We start from the raw sequence: 13,502 nt of genomic DNA on the forward strand, positions 1-13,502 counted from the left end.
ATGTTAATGCCTAAAAGAACTAAGTTCCGTCGCCCACATAGAGTAAGTTATGAAGGTAAAGCAAAAGGTAGAAATGAAATTCTAAACGGAGACTTTGCATTAGTAGCTTTAGAAGGGGCATGGATAACAAACCGTCAAATCGAAGCGGCTCGTATCGCGATGACAAGACACATGAAAAGATTAGGGAAAGTATGGATTAACATCTTCCCGCATCTAGCAAAAACTAAAAAACCACTTGAAGTGCGTATGGGTTCTGGTAAAGGAGCTCCAGATCACTGGGTAGCGGTTGTTAAACAAGGTAAGATTATGTTTGAAATAAACGGAGTTTCAGAAGCAGTAGCAAGAGAAGCATTACGTTTAGCATCACACAAATTACCAATTAAAACGAAAATTGTTAAAAGAGGTGAGCAAGCGTGAAAGCGGCAGAAATTAGAAAAATCAGCACAACTGATTTAGAAAAACGTATTGTCGAGCTTAAAGCAGAATTATTTAACCTACGCTTTCAACTTGCAGTAGGACAACTTGAAAATACAGCTCGAATTAGTCAAGTAAAAAAGACGATTGCACAAATGAAGACAATCATCAGTGAACGTACTGAATAAGGAGGATACCATGGAACGTAAACAAAGAAAAGTATATACGGGAATTGTTGTATCTGACAAAATGGATAAGACGATTACCGTGGTTGTCGATACATACAAGAAGGATCCTTTATATGGCAAACGTGTAAAGGTTTCAAAGAAATTTCATGCACATGATGAAGAAGGTTTAGCAGGTATTGGTGATAAAGTGACTATCATGGAAACTCGCCCATTATCTAAGACAAAGAGATTCCGTCTCTTAGAAGTCGTTGCTAAAGCTGATTTAGTATAAGGAGGAAGAAAACATGATTCAACAAGAAAGTAGATTAGTTGTTGCTGACAACAGTGGCGCTAAAGAAGTCCTTGTGATTAAAGTTTTAGGGGGAACCCGTCGTCGTTATGCTAATATCGGTGATATTGTCGTTGTTACTGTTAAAAAAGCTGCACCTGCAGGTATGGTTAAAAAAGGTGAAGTATTAAAAGCAGTTATCGTACGTACAGTTAAAGGTCTTCGTCGCGCAGATGGCTCATACATCAAATTTGATGAAAATGCAGCAGTTATAATTAAAGATGATTTAAATCCACGTGGAACTCGTATTTTCGGGCCAGTGGCAAGAGAGTTAAGAGATAAGAACTTCATGAAGATCGTATCTTTAGCTCCAGAAGTATTATAAGGAGGTCTCGTCTATGTACATTAAAGCTGGAGACACAGTTGCAGTGATTGCTGGGCGCGATCAATTTGTAACCGATAAAAAAGGAAATAAGACACGTAAGACAGGTCGCGTACTTCGTGTTTACCCAAAAACAGATCGCGTATTGGTTGAAGGTGTTAATATGGTTAAAAAACACCAACGTCCAACTCAAGCGAATGATAAAGGCGGCATTATTGAAAAAGAAGCACCAATTCATGTTTCTAACGTAGCTATTCTTGATCCAAAGACTAACAAACCAACACGTGTTGGTTACCGTGAAGTTGAAGGCAAGAAAGTACGTTATGCGAAAAAATCAGGCGAAAGCCTTGATAAATAAGGAGTTTGAACAATGAGTGTAATTAGAGATAAATACGAAAATGTTGTCAAACCCGAACTGATTAAGGCATTCAACTACACATCAGTTATGGAAGTTCCAAAAATTGAAAAAATTGTAGTGAATATGGGTATCGGTGATGCCGTATTCAATCCAAAAGTTTTAGACGATGCAGTTGAAGAATTACAATTGTTAACTGGTCAAAAACCAGTAGTTACTAAAGCTAAAAAGTCAATTTCGAACTTCAAATTAAGAGAAGGTATGCCAATTGGGGCAAAAGTAACCCTTCGTGGTGAAAGAATGTATTACTTCTTAGAAAAATTAATTTCAATCGCACTTCCACGTGTTCGTGACTTTAGAGGGATTTCAGCAAATTCTTTTGATGGACGCGGTAACTACACTGTAGGTGTTAGAGAACAAATTATTTTCCCTGAAATTAGTTTGGATAAAGTTAAAAAAGTTCGTGGTATGGACATAGTTATTGTCACAACGGCAAAAACAGACCAAGAAGGACGCGCATTACTAAGTCAACTTGGTATGCCGTTTAAGAAGTAAGGAGGCGTATTATGGCAAAAAAATCAAAAATCATTAAAAATGAAAAACGTCGTGTGATTGTTGAGCGCTATCGTGATAAAGTACAAGAGTTAAAAGAAAAAGGCGACTATGAAGCATTACAAAAACTTCCTAGAAATGCATCTGCAACTCGTATTAGAAATCGTGATTCAATTGATGGTCGTCCACGCGGCTATATGCGCAAGTTTGGCTTGTCACGTTTAAAATTTCGTGAATTAGCACATAAGGGAGAACTCCCTGGTGTTAAAAAAGCAAGCTGGTAATTAAGGAGGAAGAAACATGGTTATGACTGATCCGATTGCGGATATGCTAACGCGTATTCGTAACGCAAATAGAATGCGTCATGAAAAAGTAGAAATGCCTGCTTCTCGTTTAAAGTCTGATATTTTATCAGTAATGAAAAAAGAAGGTTTCATCGTTGACTATACAGTAGTTAAAGATGGCGTACAAGGCAAAATTGTTGTAACTTTAAAATACACTAGTTCAAAAGAACGTGTAATTAAAGGCTTAAAAAGGATATCGAAACCAGGACTTCGTGTATATGCATCTGTAGATGAATTACCTAAAGTATTAAATGGTTTAGGGGTTGCATTAATCTCGACTTCAAAGGGTATCATGACAGATCGTGAAGCGCGTTTAGCTCAAGTTGGCGGCGAAGTGCTTGCTTACGTTTGGTAAAATAAGGAGGAAATTATGTCACGTATAGGTAATAAAGTGATTCAAGTTCCTGCTGACGTTACTGTAACAGTTAGCCCTGAAAACTACGTCGTAGTTAAAGGTCCAAAAGGTCAACTTGAATTTCAATTCAATCAAAATTTAACCATCAAATTGGAAGGTAGCGAATTATCAGTTACACGTCCTAATGATGAAATATTTTCAAGAAAAATCCACGGAACAACACGTGCCCTTATTCAAAATATGGTCACAGGTGTTAAAGAAGGATTTAAAAAGCAATTAGAAATCAAAGGTGTTGGTTATAGAGCACAATTACAAGGCAACACCGTTGTATTAAGCATGGGCTTTTCTCACCCAGTAGAATTAGAGATACCAGAAGGCGTTACAGTCACTATTCCTAAAAACACTGAAGTAACAATCGAAGGTGCTGACAAACAAGCTGTAGGCGAGTTTGCTGCTAAGATTAGAAGTGTTAAAAAACCAGAACCATATCTTGGAAAAGGTATTCGTTATGTTGGGGAATATGTACCTCGTAAAGCTGGAAAGACTGCTAAGTAAGGGAGGACATCAATATGATTAAAAAAATATCTAAGAATGAATCTAGAACAAAACGTCATCTTCGTATTAGAAAAATCGTAAAAGGTACAGCTGAACGTCCAAGACTAAGTGTCTATCGTTCGAATAAAGCTGTTTACGCTCAATTAATCGATGATGTAAATCAAACGACTTTATTTAGTGCTCGCAGTCAAGAAGCAGGTCTTGCACATTCTAATTTAGAATCTGCAAAGGCAGTTGGAAAGTTAATCGCTGAAAAAGCGCTTGCCGGTGGTGTAGTTCAAGTAGTATTTGACAGAAGTGGTTATTTATACCATGGACGTATTAAAGCTCTTGCTGATGCAGCACGTGAAGCAGGCCTTAAGTTCTAAGGAGGTAAACGTACATGGCTAGAGATAGAGTAAGACAAGAACAACAAGAAAATCAATTCGAAGAACGTGTTGTTGCAATAAACCGTGTAACCAAAGTTGTTAAAGGTGGACGTCGTTTCCGTTTTGCAGCCTTAGTTGTTATCGGTGATAAAAATGGACAAGTTGGATTTGGTACTGGTAAAGCTTCTGAAGTACCTGATGCAATTAAAAAAGCCATTGAAAGTGCTAAAACTAATTTAATGAAAGTTCCATTTGTTGGAACTACAATTCCACATGAAGTAACAGGCGTGTATGGAGCAGGTAAAGTATTCTTGAAACCAGCTTCTGCAGGTACTGGGATTATTGCCGGTGGTGCCGTTCGTGCTGTATTCGAGCTCGCTGGTATTAATGACATTTTATCAAAATCTATTGGTTCTTCAACACCAATTAACATGGTAAGAGCAACATTTGCTGGACTTAAAGAATTAAGAACAGCTGAACAAGTGGCTAAACTACGTGGCGTTGACGTATCGGAGTTGGTATAATATGAAATTAGAAATCAAATTAACAAGATCATTAATTGGTAGAAAGCCTAATCAAGTTAAAACAGCACATGCATTAGGATTAAAAAAAGTTAATCAAGTTGTAGTTAAAGAAGCTAATGATGCAGTCGAAGGCATGATTAAAACGATTTCTCACTTGGTTTCTGTTAACGAAGTAGAGTAAGGAGGTAGAACCATGTTAAATGAATTAAGACCCGTAGAAGGTGCTCGAAAAAAACGTAAGCGTTTAGGTAGAGGACCAGGCAGTGGTACCGGAGGAACTTCTGGTAAAGGTGACAAAGGTCAACTTGCTCGCTCAGGTGGTGGAGTTCGTCCAGGTTTTGAAGGGGGACAACTTCCATTCTTCCAAAGACTTCCTAAAAGAGGTTTTAAAAATGTTAACCGTAAAGAATTCGCTGTTATCAATATGTCTGATTTAAATTTATTTAATGATGGCGATGTTGTGACACCAGAAGCATTAATCGCTAAAAATGTTTTAAAGAAACTAAAATCAGGCGTTAAAGTATTGGCGAATGGTAACTTAGAGAAAAAATTGACTGTTAAAGCTCATGCATTCTCAAAATCTGCTGAAGTAGCAATCGTCAAAGCCGGTGGAACAGTCGAGGTGATCTAAGGTGTGGTTACGTATAAAAAGAATTCTAAGTAACAAAACTGTAATGCTAAGATTAGCATTTACATTAGCAATCTTATTAGTTGTTAGAATTGGTAGTCATATCACGGTCCCACTTTTCAACACAGATGCAATTGTCGAATTTATGGCAAATAGTGGTAGTTTCGTAGCTATTTTGAATAATTTTAGTGGTCAATCACTAGAAAGATTTTCGATTCTAGCTTTAGGGATATCACCATACATTACTGCATCAATCGCTATACAGTTATTACAAATGGTTATTCCACAATTAAAAGAGTGGAGTGAACAAGGTGAAACTGGAAAACAAAAAACAAATCAATTAACTAGATATTTAGCTGTTGGTTTAGCATTCCTTCAAGGATATGCATTAATCATCGGTGTATCAACTGGTCCAGGTACTGTGCTTATTCCAAGTTTAGAAGCATCAATTACATCAAGTGGTGTAAGATATTTATTCTATATTTATATGGCATTAGTGATGGCTGGTGGTACGGCACTTATGATCTGGTTAGCTGGATTAATTACTAAAAAAGGCGTAGGTAATGGTACATCATTATTAATCGTCGCAGGTATTGTAACAAGTTTACCAACGATGTGGACAACACTTTGGACAAAATACATCACGAATGGTACATCAGGTTGGTCAATTGTTTGGTTTATTGTGATTATGTTATTATACTTTGGTATCCTATTAGGCGTCGTTTACATGCAAATTGCAACAAGAAAAATTCCTGTACAGTATGCAAACCGTCAAGGAAAATCAGATTCTAACATTCCAATGAAGTTAAACAGTGCAGGCGTTATTCCTGTCATCTTTGCACAAACCATTATGAGTATTCCATTAACATTTGCTAGCTTAGCTGGTGGATCAACTGGAAATACTTGGCTAAACAACATATTTAGTTCACAAAAACCAATTGGTTTTATTATCTATGTTTTATTAATTATTGTGTTTACATTCTTCTATTCATTTATGCAAATCAACCCAGAGAAGATTGCAAACAATTTATCAAAATCAAATGCTTATGTTCCAGGTGTAAGACCAGGTCAAGATACTCAAGACTTTGTCGCTAAATTGTTATTTAAGATCACCGTTATTGGAACTACTTATTTAGTGATATTAGCTGTATTACCAATTCTTACATCAGTGATTTTCGGATTCCAAGGTAATGAAGCTCAAGCAATCACTTTAGGTGGTACAAGCTTATTGATTATTGTCGGTGTTGCGATTGAAACGACTCAACAAATTGAAACAGACGCTTCTCAAACAGATTATGCCGGCATCTTTAACTAAGATAGGTCATCCATTATGAGAATTATTATGATGGGCCCTCCTGGTGTAGGTAAGGGTACAGAGGCAGTTATTTTAGTTAAACATTTTAAAATCCCACATATTTCTACGGGTAATATTTTTAGAGAATTATTTCACGAGGATACCGAAATCGGTAAAATCGCTAAATCTTATATTGATCGTGGTGAACTTGTACCTGATGACATAACAAATGAGATTGTTCACCAACGATTAGCTAAGGATGATGTTAAAGATGGATTCTTATTTGATGGATATCCAAGAAACATTGCTCAAGCAGAAGCTTTAGATAAAATGCTCGAAGAAAAAAATTGGAAGCTAGATGCAGTTATTAATTTCCAGGCAACTGATGAACTGATCATTGAACGCATCAGTGGACGTAGAGTATGTAAAAAGTGTGGAGCTGTTTATCACATTCACAACAAACCTCCAAAAGCTGAAGGTGTTTGTGATCAATGTGGTGGACAACTTATTCAAAGAGACGATGACAAACAAGAAACGGTCTTAAGAAGATTAAGAATCTATTATGATCAAACTGAACCTGTCATTGGCTATTATAAAGATTCAGGATTAATTGTGAATATTGATGGTTCACAAACCATCGAAAAGACAAATGCTGATATTATGAAAGTATTAGGTGAGATGAATTGATTCAAATCAAGTCAAAACGCGAAATCGAGTTAATGCGAGAAGCTGGTCGCATCTTAGATCAAACTAGAGAAATGCTTAAAGAGCATATTAAACCAGGTGTAAGCACGCATTATCTCGATCAGCTCGCCGAAAATTATATCAAAAGTCTTGGAGCTATCCCATCGTTTAAGGGTTATCATGGCTTTCCAGGATCCATATGTGCTTCAGTAAATGAAGTTGTTGTTCACGGTATACCTTCTAAAACTAAGGTTTTAAAAGAAGGAGATATCATTACATTAGATTTTGGTGTCAATTATAAAGGATATCATGCAGATTCAGCAACAACCTATCCAGTTGGAAAAGTTGATGACGACATCTTAAAACTCTTAGAAGTTACTGAAAAATCTTTATATATTGGACTAGAACAAGCTAAACCAGGTAATCATGTTTCTGATATATCCTATGCGATAGAAAGTTATGTGAAACCTTATGGATATGGCATTGTTGAAGAATTCACAGGTCATGGTATTGGTAGAGAATTGCATGAAGAACCCTATGTTCCTAATTTTGGACAGCCTCATCAAGGACCATTATTAAAACCAGGCATGACATTTTGTGTAGAACCTATGGTTAATCTAGGAACTAAACGTGTAAAAGTCTTAAAAGATAATTGGACAACCGTTACATTAGATCGCAAGCCAAGTGCTCATTTTGAACACATGATTGTGATTACGGAAACTGGATATGACATTTTAACATCATTAAAAAAGGAGTGAGCCTATGGCAAGAGAAGATTTAATCGAAGTAGAAGCAAGAGTAATCGAAGTATTACCTAATACAAAATTTAAAGTTGAACTTATTCAAAACGGCCACATTGTGTTGGCACATGTATCTGGTAAAATCCGCATGCATAACATACGCATTTTACCTGGTGATAAAGTAACAGTAGAATTGTCACCATACGATTTAACTCGCGGTAGAATCACATACCGCCGTAAATAGGAGGATTACTTATGAAAGTAAGAGCATCAGTTAAAAAAAGAAGTGAAGACGATATTATCGTAAGACGTAAAGGTAAAGTTTACGTTATCAATAAAAAAAATAGAAGACATAACCAAAGACAAGGTTAATAAGGAGGAACTATGGCAAGAATAGCAGGCGTTGACATTCCACGCGACAAGCGCGTCGTGGTTTCGTTGACTTATATATACGGGATTGGACATTCAACATCGAAAGAAATCCTAAAAAATGCCAACGTTAATGAAGATACTCGTGTAAAAGCATTAACAGAAGATGAGCTAAATCGCATTCGTACTGAAATTGGTAATTTCGTAGTTGAAGGTGATTTACGTAGAGAGACAACATTAAACATCAAACGTTTAATGGAAATTGGTTCTTACAGAGGCATTCGCCATCGTAGAGGATTACCAGTTCGTGGACAAAACACTAGAAATAATGCGCGTACTAGAAAAGGTAAACCAAAGGCAATTGCTGGTAAGAAGAAATAAGGAGGAATAAATCATGGCACGTAAAAGAACAACTAAACGTAAAGTTAGAAAGAATATTCCCCTTGGTGTTGCACACATTCATACAACTTTCAACAATACGATTGTAACAATAACAGATGTTGACGGAAATGCTATTGCTTGGAGCAGTGCAGGTGCATTAGGCTTCAAGGGTAGTAAAAAATCAACACCATTCGCTGCACAAATGTCTGCAGAAGCTGCAGCTAAATCAGCAATGGATAATGGCATGTTAAGAGTAGAAGTTTCTGTTAAAGGACCTGGTCCTGGACGTGAAGCGGCTATTCGTTCATTGCAAGCAGCAGGGTTAGAAATTACAGCAATCAAGGATGTAACACCAGTACCACACAATGGATGTAGACCACCAAAACGTCCACGTGGATAATCTTAAGGAGGGGTAACTAGTGAGAGATTTAAAATTTGAAAAACCAACCGCAGTTGAAGAAATATCAAAAGATGGACATAAAGGACGTTTCGTCATTAAACCATTAGATCGTGGTTATGGTATTACTTTAGGTAATGCACTTCGTAGAGTTTTATTATCATCACTACCTGGCGCAGCAATTGTAAACATTAAAATTGATGGTGTAGAACATGAGTTCTCAACAATCGAAGGTGTATACGAAGATGTGATGGGTATTGTATTAAACTTGAAAAAAGTAATTTTCAAGGTAGACTCAACAGATCCTGAATTTGAACAAAAACTTGAATTATACATGGTCGGTGCCGGAAAGATTACAGCAGCTGATTTTAACCATGTTGATGGTGTTGAAATTGTCAATCCAGATCAAGAAATTGCTAACCTATCTGATACAGGTAGACTTTCTATGGAAGTTACTGTAAGAAGAGGTGTTGGCTATGTGAGTGCAGAACGAAATAAAGTATATAGCAGAAATGAAAAAAGCGTTATCCCAATTGACTCAATCTACACACCAGTAACTCGTGTATCTTATCATGTTGAAAAAACATTGAGAGATCAAGATGAGTTAGCGTTAGACATAGAAACGAATGGTGCAATTGAAGCTAAAGACGCTTTAGCTTTAGCATCAAAAATGCTTATTGACTACTTCAATGTCATCGTAGAAATCAGTGAACAAGCTCAGGAATCTGACTTCATTTATGAACAAGAAGAAGAACCAGTTAATAAGAAACTAGAATTAACAATTGACAAACTAGACTTATCTGTAAGACTATATAATAGTTTAAAACGTTCAGGTATTTCTACAGTTGCACAAATTGTTAGTCAAACTGAAGAAGATGTAATGAGATTTAGATCATTAGGTAGAAAATCTTTTAAAGAATTAAAAGAAAAACTACTAGAACATGGTCTAGAATTTAAAAATTCTTCTAACAAAGAATCAAAATTTCATTTAGAAGATGAAGAGAAGGAGTAAATCATGGCTTATAGTAGATTAAGACGCAATAGCGATCAAAGAAAAGCTTTATTACGTGACTTAGTAACAGACATTATTATTAATGAAAGAATTGTTACTACAGAAGCAAAAGCAAAAGAATTAAAAAAACTTGCTGATAAAATGATTACTTTAGCTAAAGATGGTTCTCTAAGTGCAAGAAGACAAGCAGCTGAAACCGTTCGTTTTGAAGAAGTTAAAGAAGGACAAAATGCGGTTCAAAAGCTATTTTCTGAACTTGGACCAAGATACCAAGATAGAAATGGTGGCTATACAAGAATCATTAAAACAGTACCTAGACGTGGCGATGCTGCGCCTATGGCAATTATTGAATTTGTATAAAAATCAAACAAGCTTCGGCTTGTTTTTTTTCTAGTATTAAATTTACTTGTTATTTTTAAAAAAGTTTAATACAATAGATATGCAAGATGAAAAAAGGGAGTAATAAACACATGAAGAAAATATTATGGATAGCAACAATTCTACTTAGTATAGTCACACTTATGGGTTGTGAAGAAACTCGTGAGTTGCCGACACATAGTGCTCAAGAGATCATAAATGCACTAGAAATTGAATATCAAGAGGGAGACTCAAAAGACAGTGTAACAGGAAGTATGGTTTTTCCTCTAACATCATCGCTAGATCAAAAGATAAAAATATCTTGGATGAGTGATCAACCATCAATCATCGACAATTTTGGTACAGTTAATAGACCAGATGTAGATACTCTAGTAAATGTATCCTACACAGTTGATAACTACGGTACTAAATTTTCAGGACTTATAACATTTAATGTCTTAGCTGAAGAAGACGATGAACCTATAGAAGTTATCAAATCATATACCATTAATTATTATTTTGAAAACATATATGACGAAGATTTTACGTTAGTTGAATCAGAATCATATGAAGGTGTTGTTGGGGCATATGTTTATATCAATCCAGAAAAAGAAGATGGATTTGATATCAGTAATGAACAAAGCGTAACAACAGGAACGGTAAAAGAAGATGGATCAACAGAATTATCTATTTACTACTTAAGAAAAACATATACAGTTACACTTTATGATGGTGTAGATATACTTGATACCGTGACTGTTAAACACGGTCATGTGCTATCTTTGGAAGATCCTTTAAAAGAAGATTACATTTTTTTAGAATGGCTAGTTTATCAAACAACTCAAAAATTTGACTTTTCAACACCAATTACATCTAATCTAAGACTTAGCGCAGTTTTTAAAGCCTTAGATGATGATTATACATATGAAGGGTATTACGCTGGTGCTGATGGTTTAGAAGGACAAAATTTAGTGTTGTTTTTGAATGAGTTACTTAATAATACCTATCAGGGCGTGGATTATGGTGATGCACGCTATATGCTAGATGACACCGATAAAGATCCAAATCAACCAGGCAATCTCATTCTTGTTTATTTAGGAACAAGCGTTTCTGGTGCTTGGGATTTTGGTAATACTTGGAATCGTGAACATGTATGGCCACGGTCTTTTCTTGGTGTAAGTGCAGATAATTCAACAGTGAACGCTGCTTCTGATTTACACAATCTAAAGCCTAGTGATCCTAGTGAAAATTCATCTAGAAGCAACAAATACTATGGCAATACTACAAATAGCCAAACTTATGAGCCTAGAGATGCTGTAAAAGGTGACATAGCACGTATTTTGTTTTACATGGATGTTATGTACGATGAGTTAAGCTTAATTTCAGCAAACGAAGGAAATACATATGAGATGGGTAATTTAGATATTCTCCTAGAATGGCATGTTCTTGATCCTGTAGATGACTTTGAAATATATAGAAATGATATGATTTATGGATATCAATATAATAGAAATCCTTTTATAGATCATCCAGAGTTTGTTGATAAAGTATATGGAAGTACGAGTTCTGTTTCAATGATTGATGTCAGCAAAGTATTTGGAAGCATGATTGAAACAATTTATATTGTATAATACCTATAGAGACAATTTAGGAGTGAAAGCATATGAGATTTAGAACATTTGGAAAAACGGGGATTAAAGTATCAGAAATTTCACTTGGTACATGGCAATTAGGTTCAAAATGGGGAGATCCATTTAATGAAGAAGTTGCTATAAAAACTTTGGATGCAGCAATTAAGACAGATATCAATTTATTCGATACAGCCGACGTATATCAAGGTGGTATGAGCGAAAAAGTCATTGGAAAATACATTAAAAACTTAGAGCAAAAACCTTTTGTAATTACAAAAATAGGTAGACGATTAGAAAAACACACAAAACAAGGATATTCAGAGAAAAATATTAGAAATTTCATTGACGATAGTAGAACTAACTTAAATGTTAAAACTCTAGATATGGTTTTTCTCCACTGCCCACCTACTGATGTCTATTATATGCCAGATGTTTTTAAGCTCTTAGATCAATTGAAGCTAGAAGGTAAAATTAAGCATTATGGAGTAAGTGTTGAGCGTGTTGAAGAAGGCTTAAAAGCAATGGACTATGAAGGTGTAGATGCTATTGAGATTATTTTCAATATGTTTAGATTAAGACCAACTGAATATTTTTTCAATAAAGCACAAGAGAAAAAGGTCGGAGTCATCGTAAGAGTTCCTCTTGCTAGTGGGCTTTTAACAGGAAAGTTTCATAGGCAATCAACATTTGAAAAAGATGATCATAGAGCATTTAATAGAAATGGTGAAGCTTTTGACAAAGGAGAAACGTTTTCTGGTGTGGATTATGAAAATGGCTTAGATGCTGTAGAAGCACTGAAAAAACTTTTTCAGACACAAAACTTGACTGCGATTGCTCTTAGATGGATACTTATGTTTGATGCGGTGTCTACTGTTATTCCTGGAGCAAGCAAACCTGAATATGTCTATGAAAATGTGAATGCAACATTGTTACCACCACTTACAAAAGAGCAAATGAAAGCTGTCGAAGATATTTATGAGAAGTATATAAAAGATCCAGTACATTATATTTGGTAAAATCACATAGAAAAAGAGCACATCGTCGATGTGCTCTTTCATTTATCTAGATGATTAATACTCGATTTCTAGCTTCTTAGGTTTGTCACCTCGAATATCTAGATAAAAGTTTGCATGTGCTAGTTGATAATATGGATAAACAAAGAATAATCCAATTCCAAATGCTAGCGCACCTAGAATAAACCAGCCAATGAAACTAAGTTGTAACTTAAACAGTCTAAATTTATGACCGCGCATCATTTCTTGACTCTTTCTAATGGCTTCCATAAAATCTATTTCTGGTTCATCTGCAATGATAAATGAAGTCATGCTATAAGCATAAAATTTAATGATGCCTGGAATAATGAACAATAGTGACCATAAGAAAGTAAAAATGCCCACAAGTATATGCGCTACAATTGAGTTCACTAAACTCTTCTTAAATCCTTCAACTAATAGTTCAAAGTTTTTACCCTCGTTTTCATTAATTGAAACATCCATCAAGTAGTAAGCTTGACCTACAAGTAATGGACCTACTAAAATAAAAATGAGTGGAGCACTAGCTGTTGTAACTGCCATAACGATAAGTACCGCAACAAACACAGACCAATAAGATTTTCTTAATTGGTTCCAGGATTTTTGGCGATAGCCTTTACTATTTAAAAACATATAATCCCTCCTATCACGTTAATTCTATCAAAAAAACCTA

At 35.5% G+C, this 13,502-nt stretch carries 25 protein-coding genes; 24 read left to right on the plus strand and 1 reads right to left on the minus strand.

Going from position 1 to position 13,502, the window contains the following annotated elements; all coding sequences use genetic code 11:
• From BK011_01120 to BK011_01235, 24 genes are all read left to right on the plus strand, one after another.
• Positions 1-417 (plus strand): 50S ribosomal protein L16, encoded by a 417-nt coding sequence (locus BK011_01120; GenBank protein ID AUD64342.1) that lies wholly within the window; start codon positions 1-3, stop codon positions 415-417.
• Entirely contained in the window at positions 414-602 is a 189-nt protein-coding gene (locus BK011_01125) for a 50S ribosomal protein L29 (GenBank protein AUD64343.1), read from the plus strand. The genes BK011_01120 and BK011_01125 overlap by 4 nt, the downstream gene beginning before the upstream one ends.
• A 10-nt stretch (positions 603-612) precedes the next feature.
• On the plus strand, positions 613-873 hold the full coding sequence (locus BK011_01130; GenBank protein AUD64344.1) for a 30S ribosomal protein S17: 261 nt from the start codon (positions 613-615) through the stop codon (positions 871-873).
• 13 nt (positions 874-886) lie between these two features.
• Positions 887-1,255 (plus strand): 50S ribosomal protein L14, encoded by a 369-nt coding sequence (locus BK011_01135; GenBank protein ID AUD64345.1) that lies wholly within the window; start codon positions 887-889, stop codon positions 1,253-1,255.
• A gap of 13 nt (positions 1,256-1,268) precedes the next feature.
• Positions 1,269-1,610 carry a 50S ribosomal protein L24 gene (locus BK011_01140; GenBank protein AUD64346.1) on the plus strand — a complete coding sequence of 114 codons (342 nt, stop codon included), beginning with the start codon at positions 1,269-1,271 and terminating at the stop codon, positions 1,608-1,610.
• Positions 1,611-1,622: 12 nt separating this feature from the next.
• Positions 1,623-2,162 carry a 50S ribosomal protein L5 gene (locus BK011_01145; protein ID AUD64347.1) on the plus strand — a complete coding sequence of 180 codons (540 nt, stop codon included), beginning with the start codon at positions 1,623-1,625 and terminating at the stop codon, positions 2,160-2,162.
• Positions 2,163-2,173: 11 nt separating this feature from the next.
• A complete protein-coding gene (locus BK011_01150) occupies positions 2,174-2,443 on the plus strand; it encodes a 30S ribosomal protein S14 (protein ID AUD64348.1) in 270 nt (89 codons plus the stop codon).
• Between the two features lie 16 nt (positions 2,444-2,459).
• A complete protein-coding gene (locus tag BK011_01155) occupies positions 2,460-2,858 on the plus strand; it encodes a 30S ribosomal protein S8 (GenBank protein ID AUD64349.1) in 399 nt (132 codons plus the stop codon).
• A gap of 15 nt (positions 2,859-2,873) precedes the next feature.
• Positions 2,874-3,413, plus strand: coding sequence for a 50S ribosomal protein L6 (locus BK011_01160; GenBank protein ID AUD64350.1), 540 nt, complete (start codon positions 2,874-2,876; stop codon positions 3,411-3,413).
• A 14-nt stretch (positions 3,414-3,427) separates the two neighbouring features.
• A complete protein-coding gene (locus BK011_01165; protein ID AUD64351.1) occupies positions 3,428-3,781 on the plus strand; it encodes a 50S ribosomal protein L18 in 354 nt (117 codons plus the stop codon).
• 14 nt (positions 3,782-3,795) lie between these two features.
• A complete protein-coding gene (locus BK011_01170; protein AUD64352.1) occupies positions 3,796-4,305 on the plus strand; it encodes a 30S ribosomal protein S5 in 510 nt (169 codons plus the stop codon).
• 1 nt (position 4,306) lies between these two features.
• Positions 4,307-4,486 (plus strand): 50S ribosomal protein L30, encoded by a 180-nt coding sequence (locus tag BK011_01175; protein ID AUD64353.1) that lies wholly within the window; start codon positions 4,307-4,309, stop codon positions 4,484-4,486.
• 12 nt (positions 4,487-4,498) lie between these two features.
• Complete coding sequence (locus BK011_01180) at positions 4,499-4,936, plus strand: 50S ribosomal protein L15 (protein AUD64354.1); 438 nt, start codon at positions 4,499-4,501, stop codon at positions 4,934-4,936.
• A gap of 43 nt (positions 4,937-4,979) precedes the next feature.
• The gene (locus tag BK011_01185; GenBank protein AUD66108.1) at positions 4,980-6,248 is read left to right on the plus strand and encodes a preprotein translocase subunit SecY; all 1,269 of its coding nucleotides are present in this window, start codon (positions 4,980-4,982) and stop codon (positions 6,246-6,248) included.
• A 15-nt stretch (positions 6,249-6,263) separates the two neighbouring features.
• Positions 6,264-6,914: an adenylate kinase gene (locus BK011_01190; GenBank protein AUD64355.1), complete on the plus strand. Its 651-nt coding sequence runs from the start codon at positions 6,264-6,266 to the stop codon at positions 6,912-6,914.
• Complete coding sequence (locus tag BK011_01195; GenBank protein ID AUD64356.1) at positions 6,911-7,669, plus strand: type I methionyl aminopeptidase; 759 nt, start codon at positions 6,911-6,913, stop codon at positions 7,667-7,669. Before BK011_01190 ends, BK011_01195 begins: the two co-directional genes overlap by 4 nt.
• Before the next feature lie 4 nt (positions 7,670-7,673).
• Entirely contained in the window at positions 7,674-7,895 is a 222-nt protein-coding gene (locus BK011_01200; GenBank protein AUD64357.1) for a translation initiation factor IF-1, read from the plus strand.
• Between the two features lie 11 nt (positions 7,896-7,906).
• Positions 7,907-8,023: a 50S ribosomal protein L36 gene (locus BK011_01205; GenBank protein ID AUD64358.1), complete on the plus strand. Its 117-nt coding sequence runs from the start codon at positions 7,907-7,909 to the stop codon at positions 8,021-8,023.
• Between the two features lie 12 nt (positions 8,024-8,035).
• Positions 8,036-8,401 (plus strand): 30S ribosomal protein S13, encoded by a 366-nt coding sequence (locus tag BK011_01210; GenBank protein AUD64359.1) that lies wholly within the window; start codon positions 8,036-8,038, stop codon positions 8,399-8,401.
• A 13-nt stretch (positions 8,402-8,414) separates the two neighbouring features.
• Positions 8,415-8,801 (plus strand): 30S ribosomal protein S11, encoded by a 387-nt coding sequence (locus BK011_01215; protein ID AUD64360.1) that lies wholly within the window; start codon positions 8,415-8,417, stop codon positions 8,799-8,801.
• Positions 8,802-8,820: 19 nt separating this feature from the next.
• A complete protein-coding gene (locus BK011_01220) occupies positions 8,821-9,810 on the plus strand; it encodes a DNA-directed RNA polymerase subunit alpha (GenBank protein AUD64361.1) in 990 nt (329 codons plus the stop codon).
• 3 nt (positions 9,811-9,813) lie between these two features.
• Positions 9,814-10,170, plus strand: a complete 357-nt coding sequence (locus BK011_01225) for a 50S ribosomal protein L17 (protein ID AUD64362.1) — start codon at positions 9,814-9,816, stop codon at positions 10,168-10,170.
• A gap of 110 nt (positions 10,171-10,280) precedes the next feature.
• Entirely contained in the window at positions 10,281-11,798 is a 1,518-nt protein-coding gene (locus BK011_01230; protein ID AUD64363.1) for a hypothetical protein, read from the plus strand.
• Positions 11,799-11,830: 32 nt separating this feature from the next.
• Positions 11,831-12,814: an aldo/keto reductase gene (locus BK011_01235; protein AUD64364.1), complete on the plus strand. Its 984-nt coding sequence runs from the start codon at positions 11,831-11,833 to the stop codon at positions 12,812-12,814.
• Positions 12,815-12,868: 54 nt separating this feature from the next.
• On the opposite strand, the gene BK011_01240 is transcribed toward BK011_01235, so the two are convergent.
• Positions 12,869-13,462 carry a hypothetical protein gene (locus tag BK011_01240; protein ID AUD64365.1) on the minus strand — a complete coding sequence of 198 codons (594 nt, stop codon included), beginning with the start codon at positions 13,460-13,462 and terminating at the stop codon, positions 12,869-12,871.
• Positions 13,463-13,502: the final 40 nt, after the last annotated feature.

The sequence above is a fragment of the Tenericutes bacterium MZ-XQ genome (assembly GCA_002838205.1).
Taxonomy (GTDB): Bacteria; Bacillota_I; Bacilli_A; order Acholeplasmatales; family Acholeplasmataceae; genus Mariniplasma.

Coding starts and splice junctions, on each gene's coding strand:
- BK011_01120 (AUD64342.1), top strand. CDS start 1: ATGTTAATGCCTAAAAGAACTAAGTTCCGTCGCCCACATAGAGTAAGT.
- BK011_01130 (AUD64344.1), top strand. CDS start 613: ATGGAACGTAAACAAAGAAAAGTATATACGGGAATTGTTGTATCTGAC.
- BK011_01135 (AUD64345.1), top strand. CDS start 887: ATGATTCAACAAGAAAGTAGATTAGTTGTTGCTGACAACAGTGGCGCT.
- BK011_01140 (AUD64346.1), top strand. CDS start 1,269: ATGTACATTAAAGCTGGAGACACAGTTGCAGTGATTGCTGGGCGCGAT.
- BK011_01145 (AUD64347.1), top strand. CDS start 1,623: ATGAGTGTAATTAGAGATAAATACGAAAATGTTGTCAAACCCGAACTG.
- BK011_01150 (AUD64348.1), top strand. CDS start 2,174: ATGGCAAAAAAATCAAAAATCATTAAAAATGAAAAACGTCGTGTGATT.
- BK011_01155 (AUD64349.1), top strand. CDS start 2,460: ATGGTTATGACTGATCCGATTGCGGATATGCTAACGCGTATTCGTAAC.
- BK011_01160 (AUD64350.1), top strand. CDS start 2,874: ATGTCACGTATAGGTAATAAAGTGATTCAAGTTCCTGCTGACGTTACT.
- BK011_01165 (AUD64351.1), top strand. CDS start 3,428: ATGATTAAAAAAATATCTAAGAATGAATCTAGAACAAAACGTCATCTT.
- BK011_01170 (AUD64352.1), top strand. CDS start 3,796: ATGGCTAGAGATAGAGTAAGACAAGAACAACAAGAAAATCAATTCGAA.
- BK011_01175 (AUD64353.1), top strand. CDS start 4,307: ATGAAATTAGAAATCAAATTAACAAGATCATTAATTGGTAGAAAGCCT.
- BK011_01180 (AUD64354.1), top strand. CDS start 4,499: ATGTTAAATGAATTAAGACCCGTAGAAGGTGCTCGAAAAAAACGTAAG.
- BK011_01185 (AUD66108.1), top strand. CDS start 4,980: ATGCTAAGATTAGCATTTACATTAGCAATCTTATTAGTTGTTAGAATT.
- BK011_01190 (AUD64355.1), top strand. CDS start 6,264: ATGAGAATTATTATGATGGGCCCTCCTGGTGTAGGTAAGGGTACAGAG.
- BK011_01200 (AUD64357.1), top strand. CDS start 7,674: ATGGCAAGAGAAGATTTAATCGAAGTAGAAGCAAGAGTAATCGAAGTA.
- BK011_01205 (AUD64358.1), top strand. CDS start 7,907: ATGAAAGTAAGAGCATCAGTTAAAAAAAGAAGTGAAGACGATATTATC.
- BK011_01210 (AUD64359.1), top strand. CDS start 8,036: ATGGCAAGAATAGCAGGCGTTGACATTCCACGCGACAAGCGCGTCGTG.
- BK011_01215 (AUD64360.1), top strand. CDS start 8,415: ATGGCACGTAAAAGAACAACTAAACGTAAAGTTAGAAAGAATATTCCC.
- BK011_01225 (AUD64362.1), top strand. CDS start 9,814: ATGGCTTATAGTAGATTAAGACGCAATAGCGATCAAAGAAAAGCTTTA.
- BK011_01230 (AUD64363.1), top strand. CDS start 10,281: ATGAAGAAAATATTATGGATAGCAACAATTCTACTTAGTATAGTCACA.
- BK011_01235 (AUD64364.1), top strand. CDS start 11,831: ATGAGATTTAGAACATTTGGAAAAACGGGGATTAAAGTATCAGAAATT.
- BK011_01240 (AUD64365.1), bottom strand. CDS start 13,462: ATGTTTTTAAATAGTAAAGGCTATCGCCAAAAATCCTGGAACCAATTA.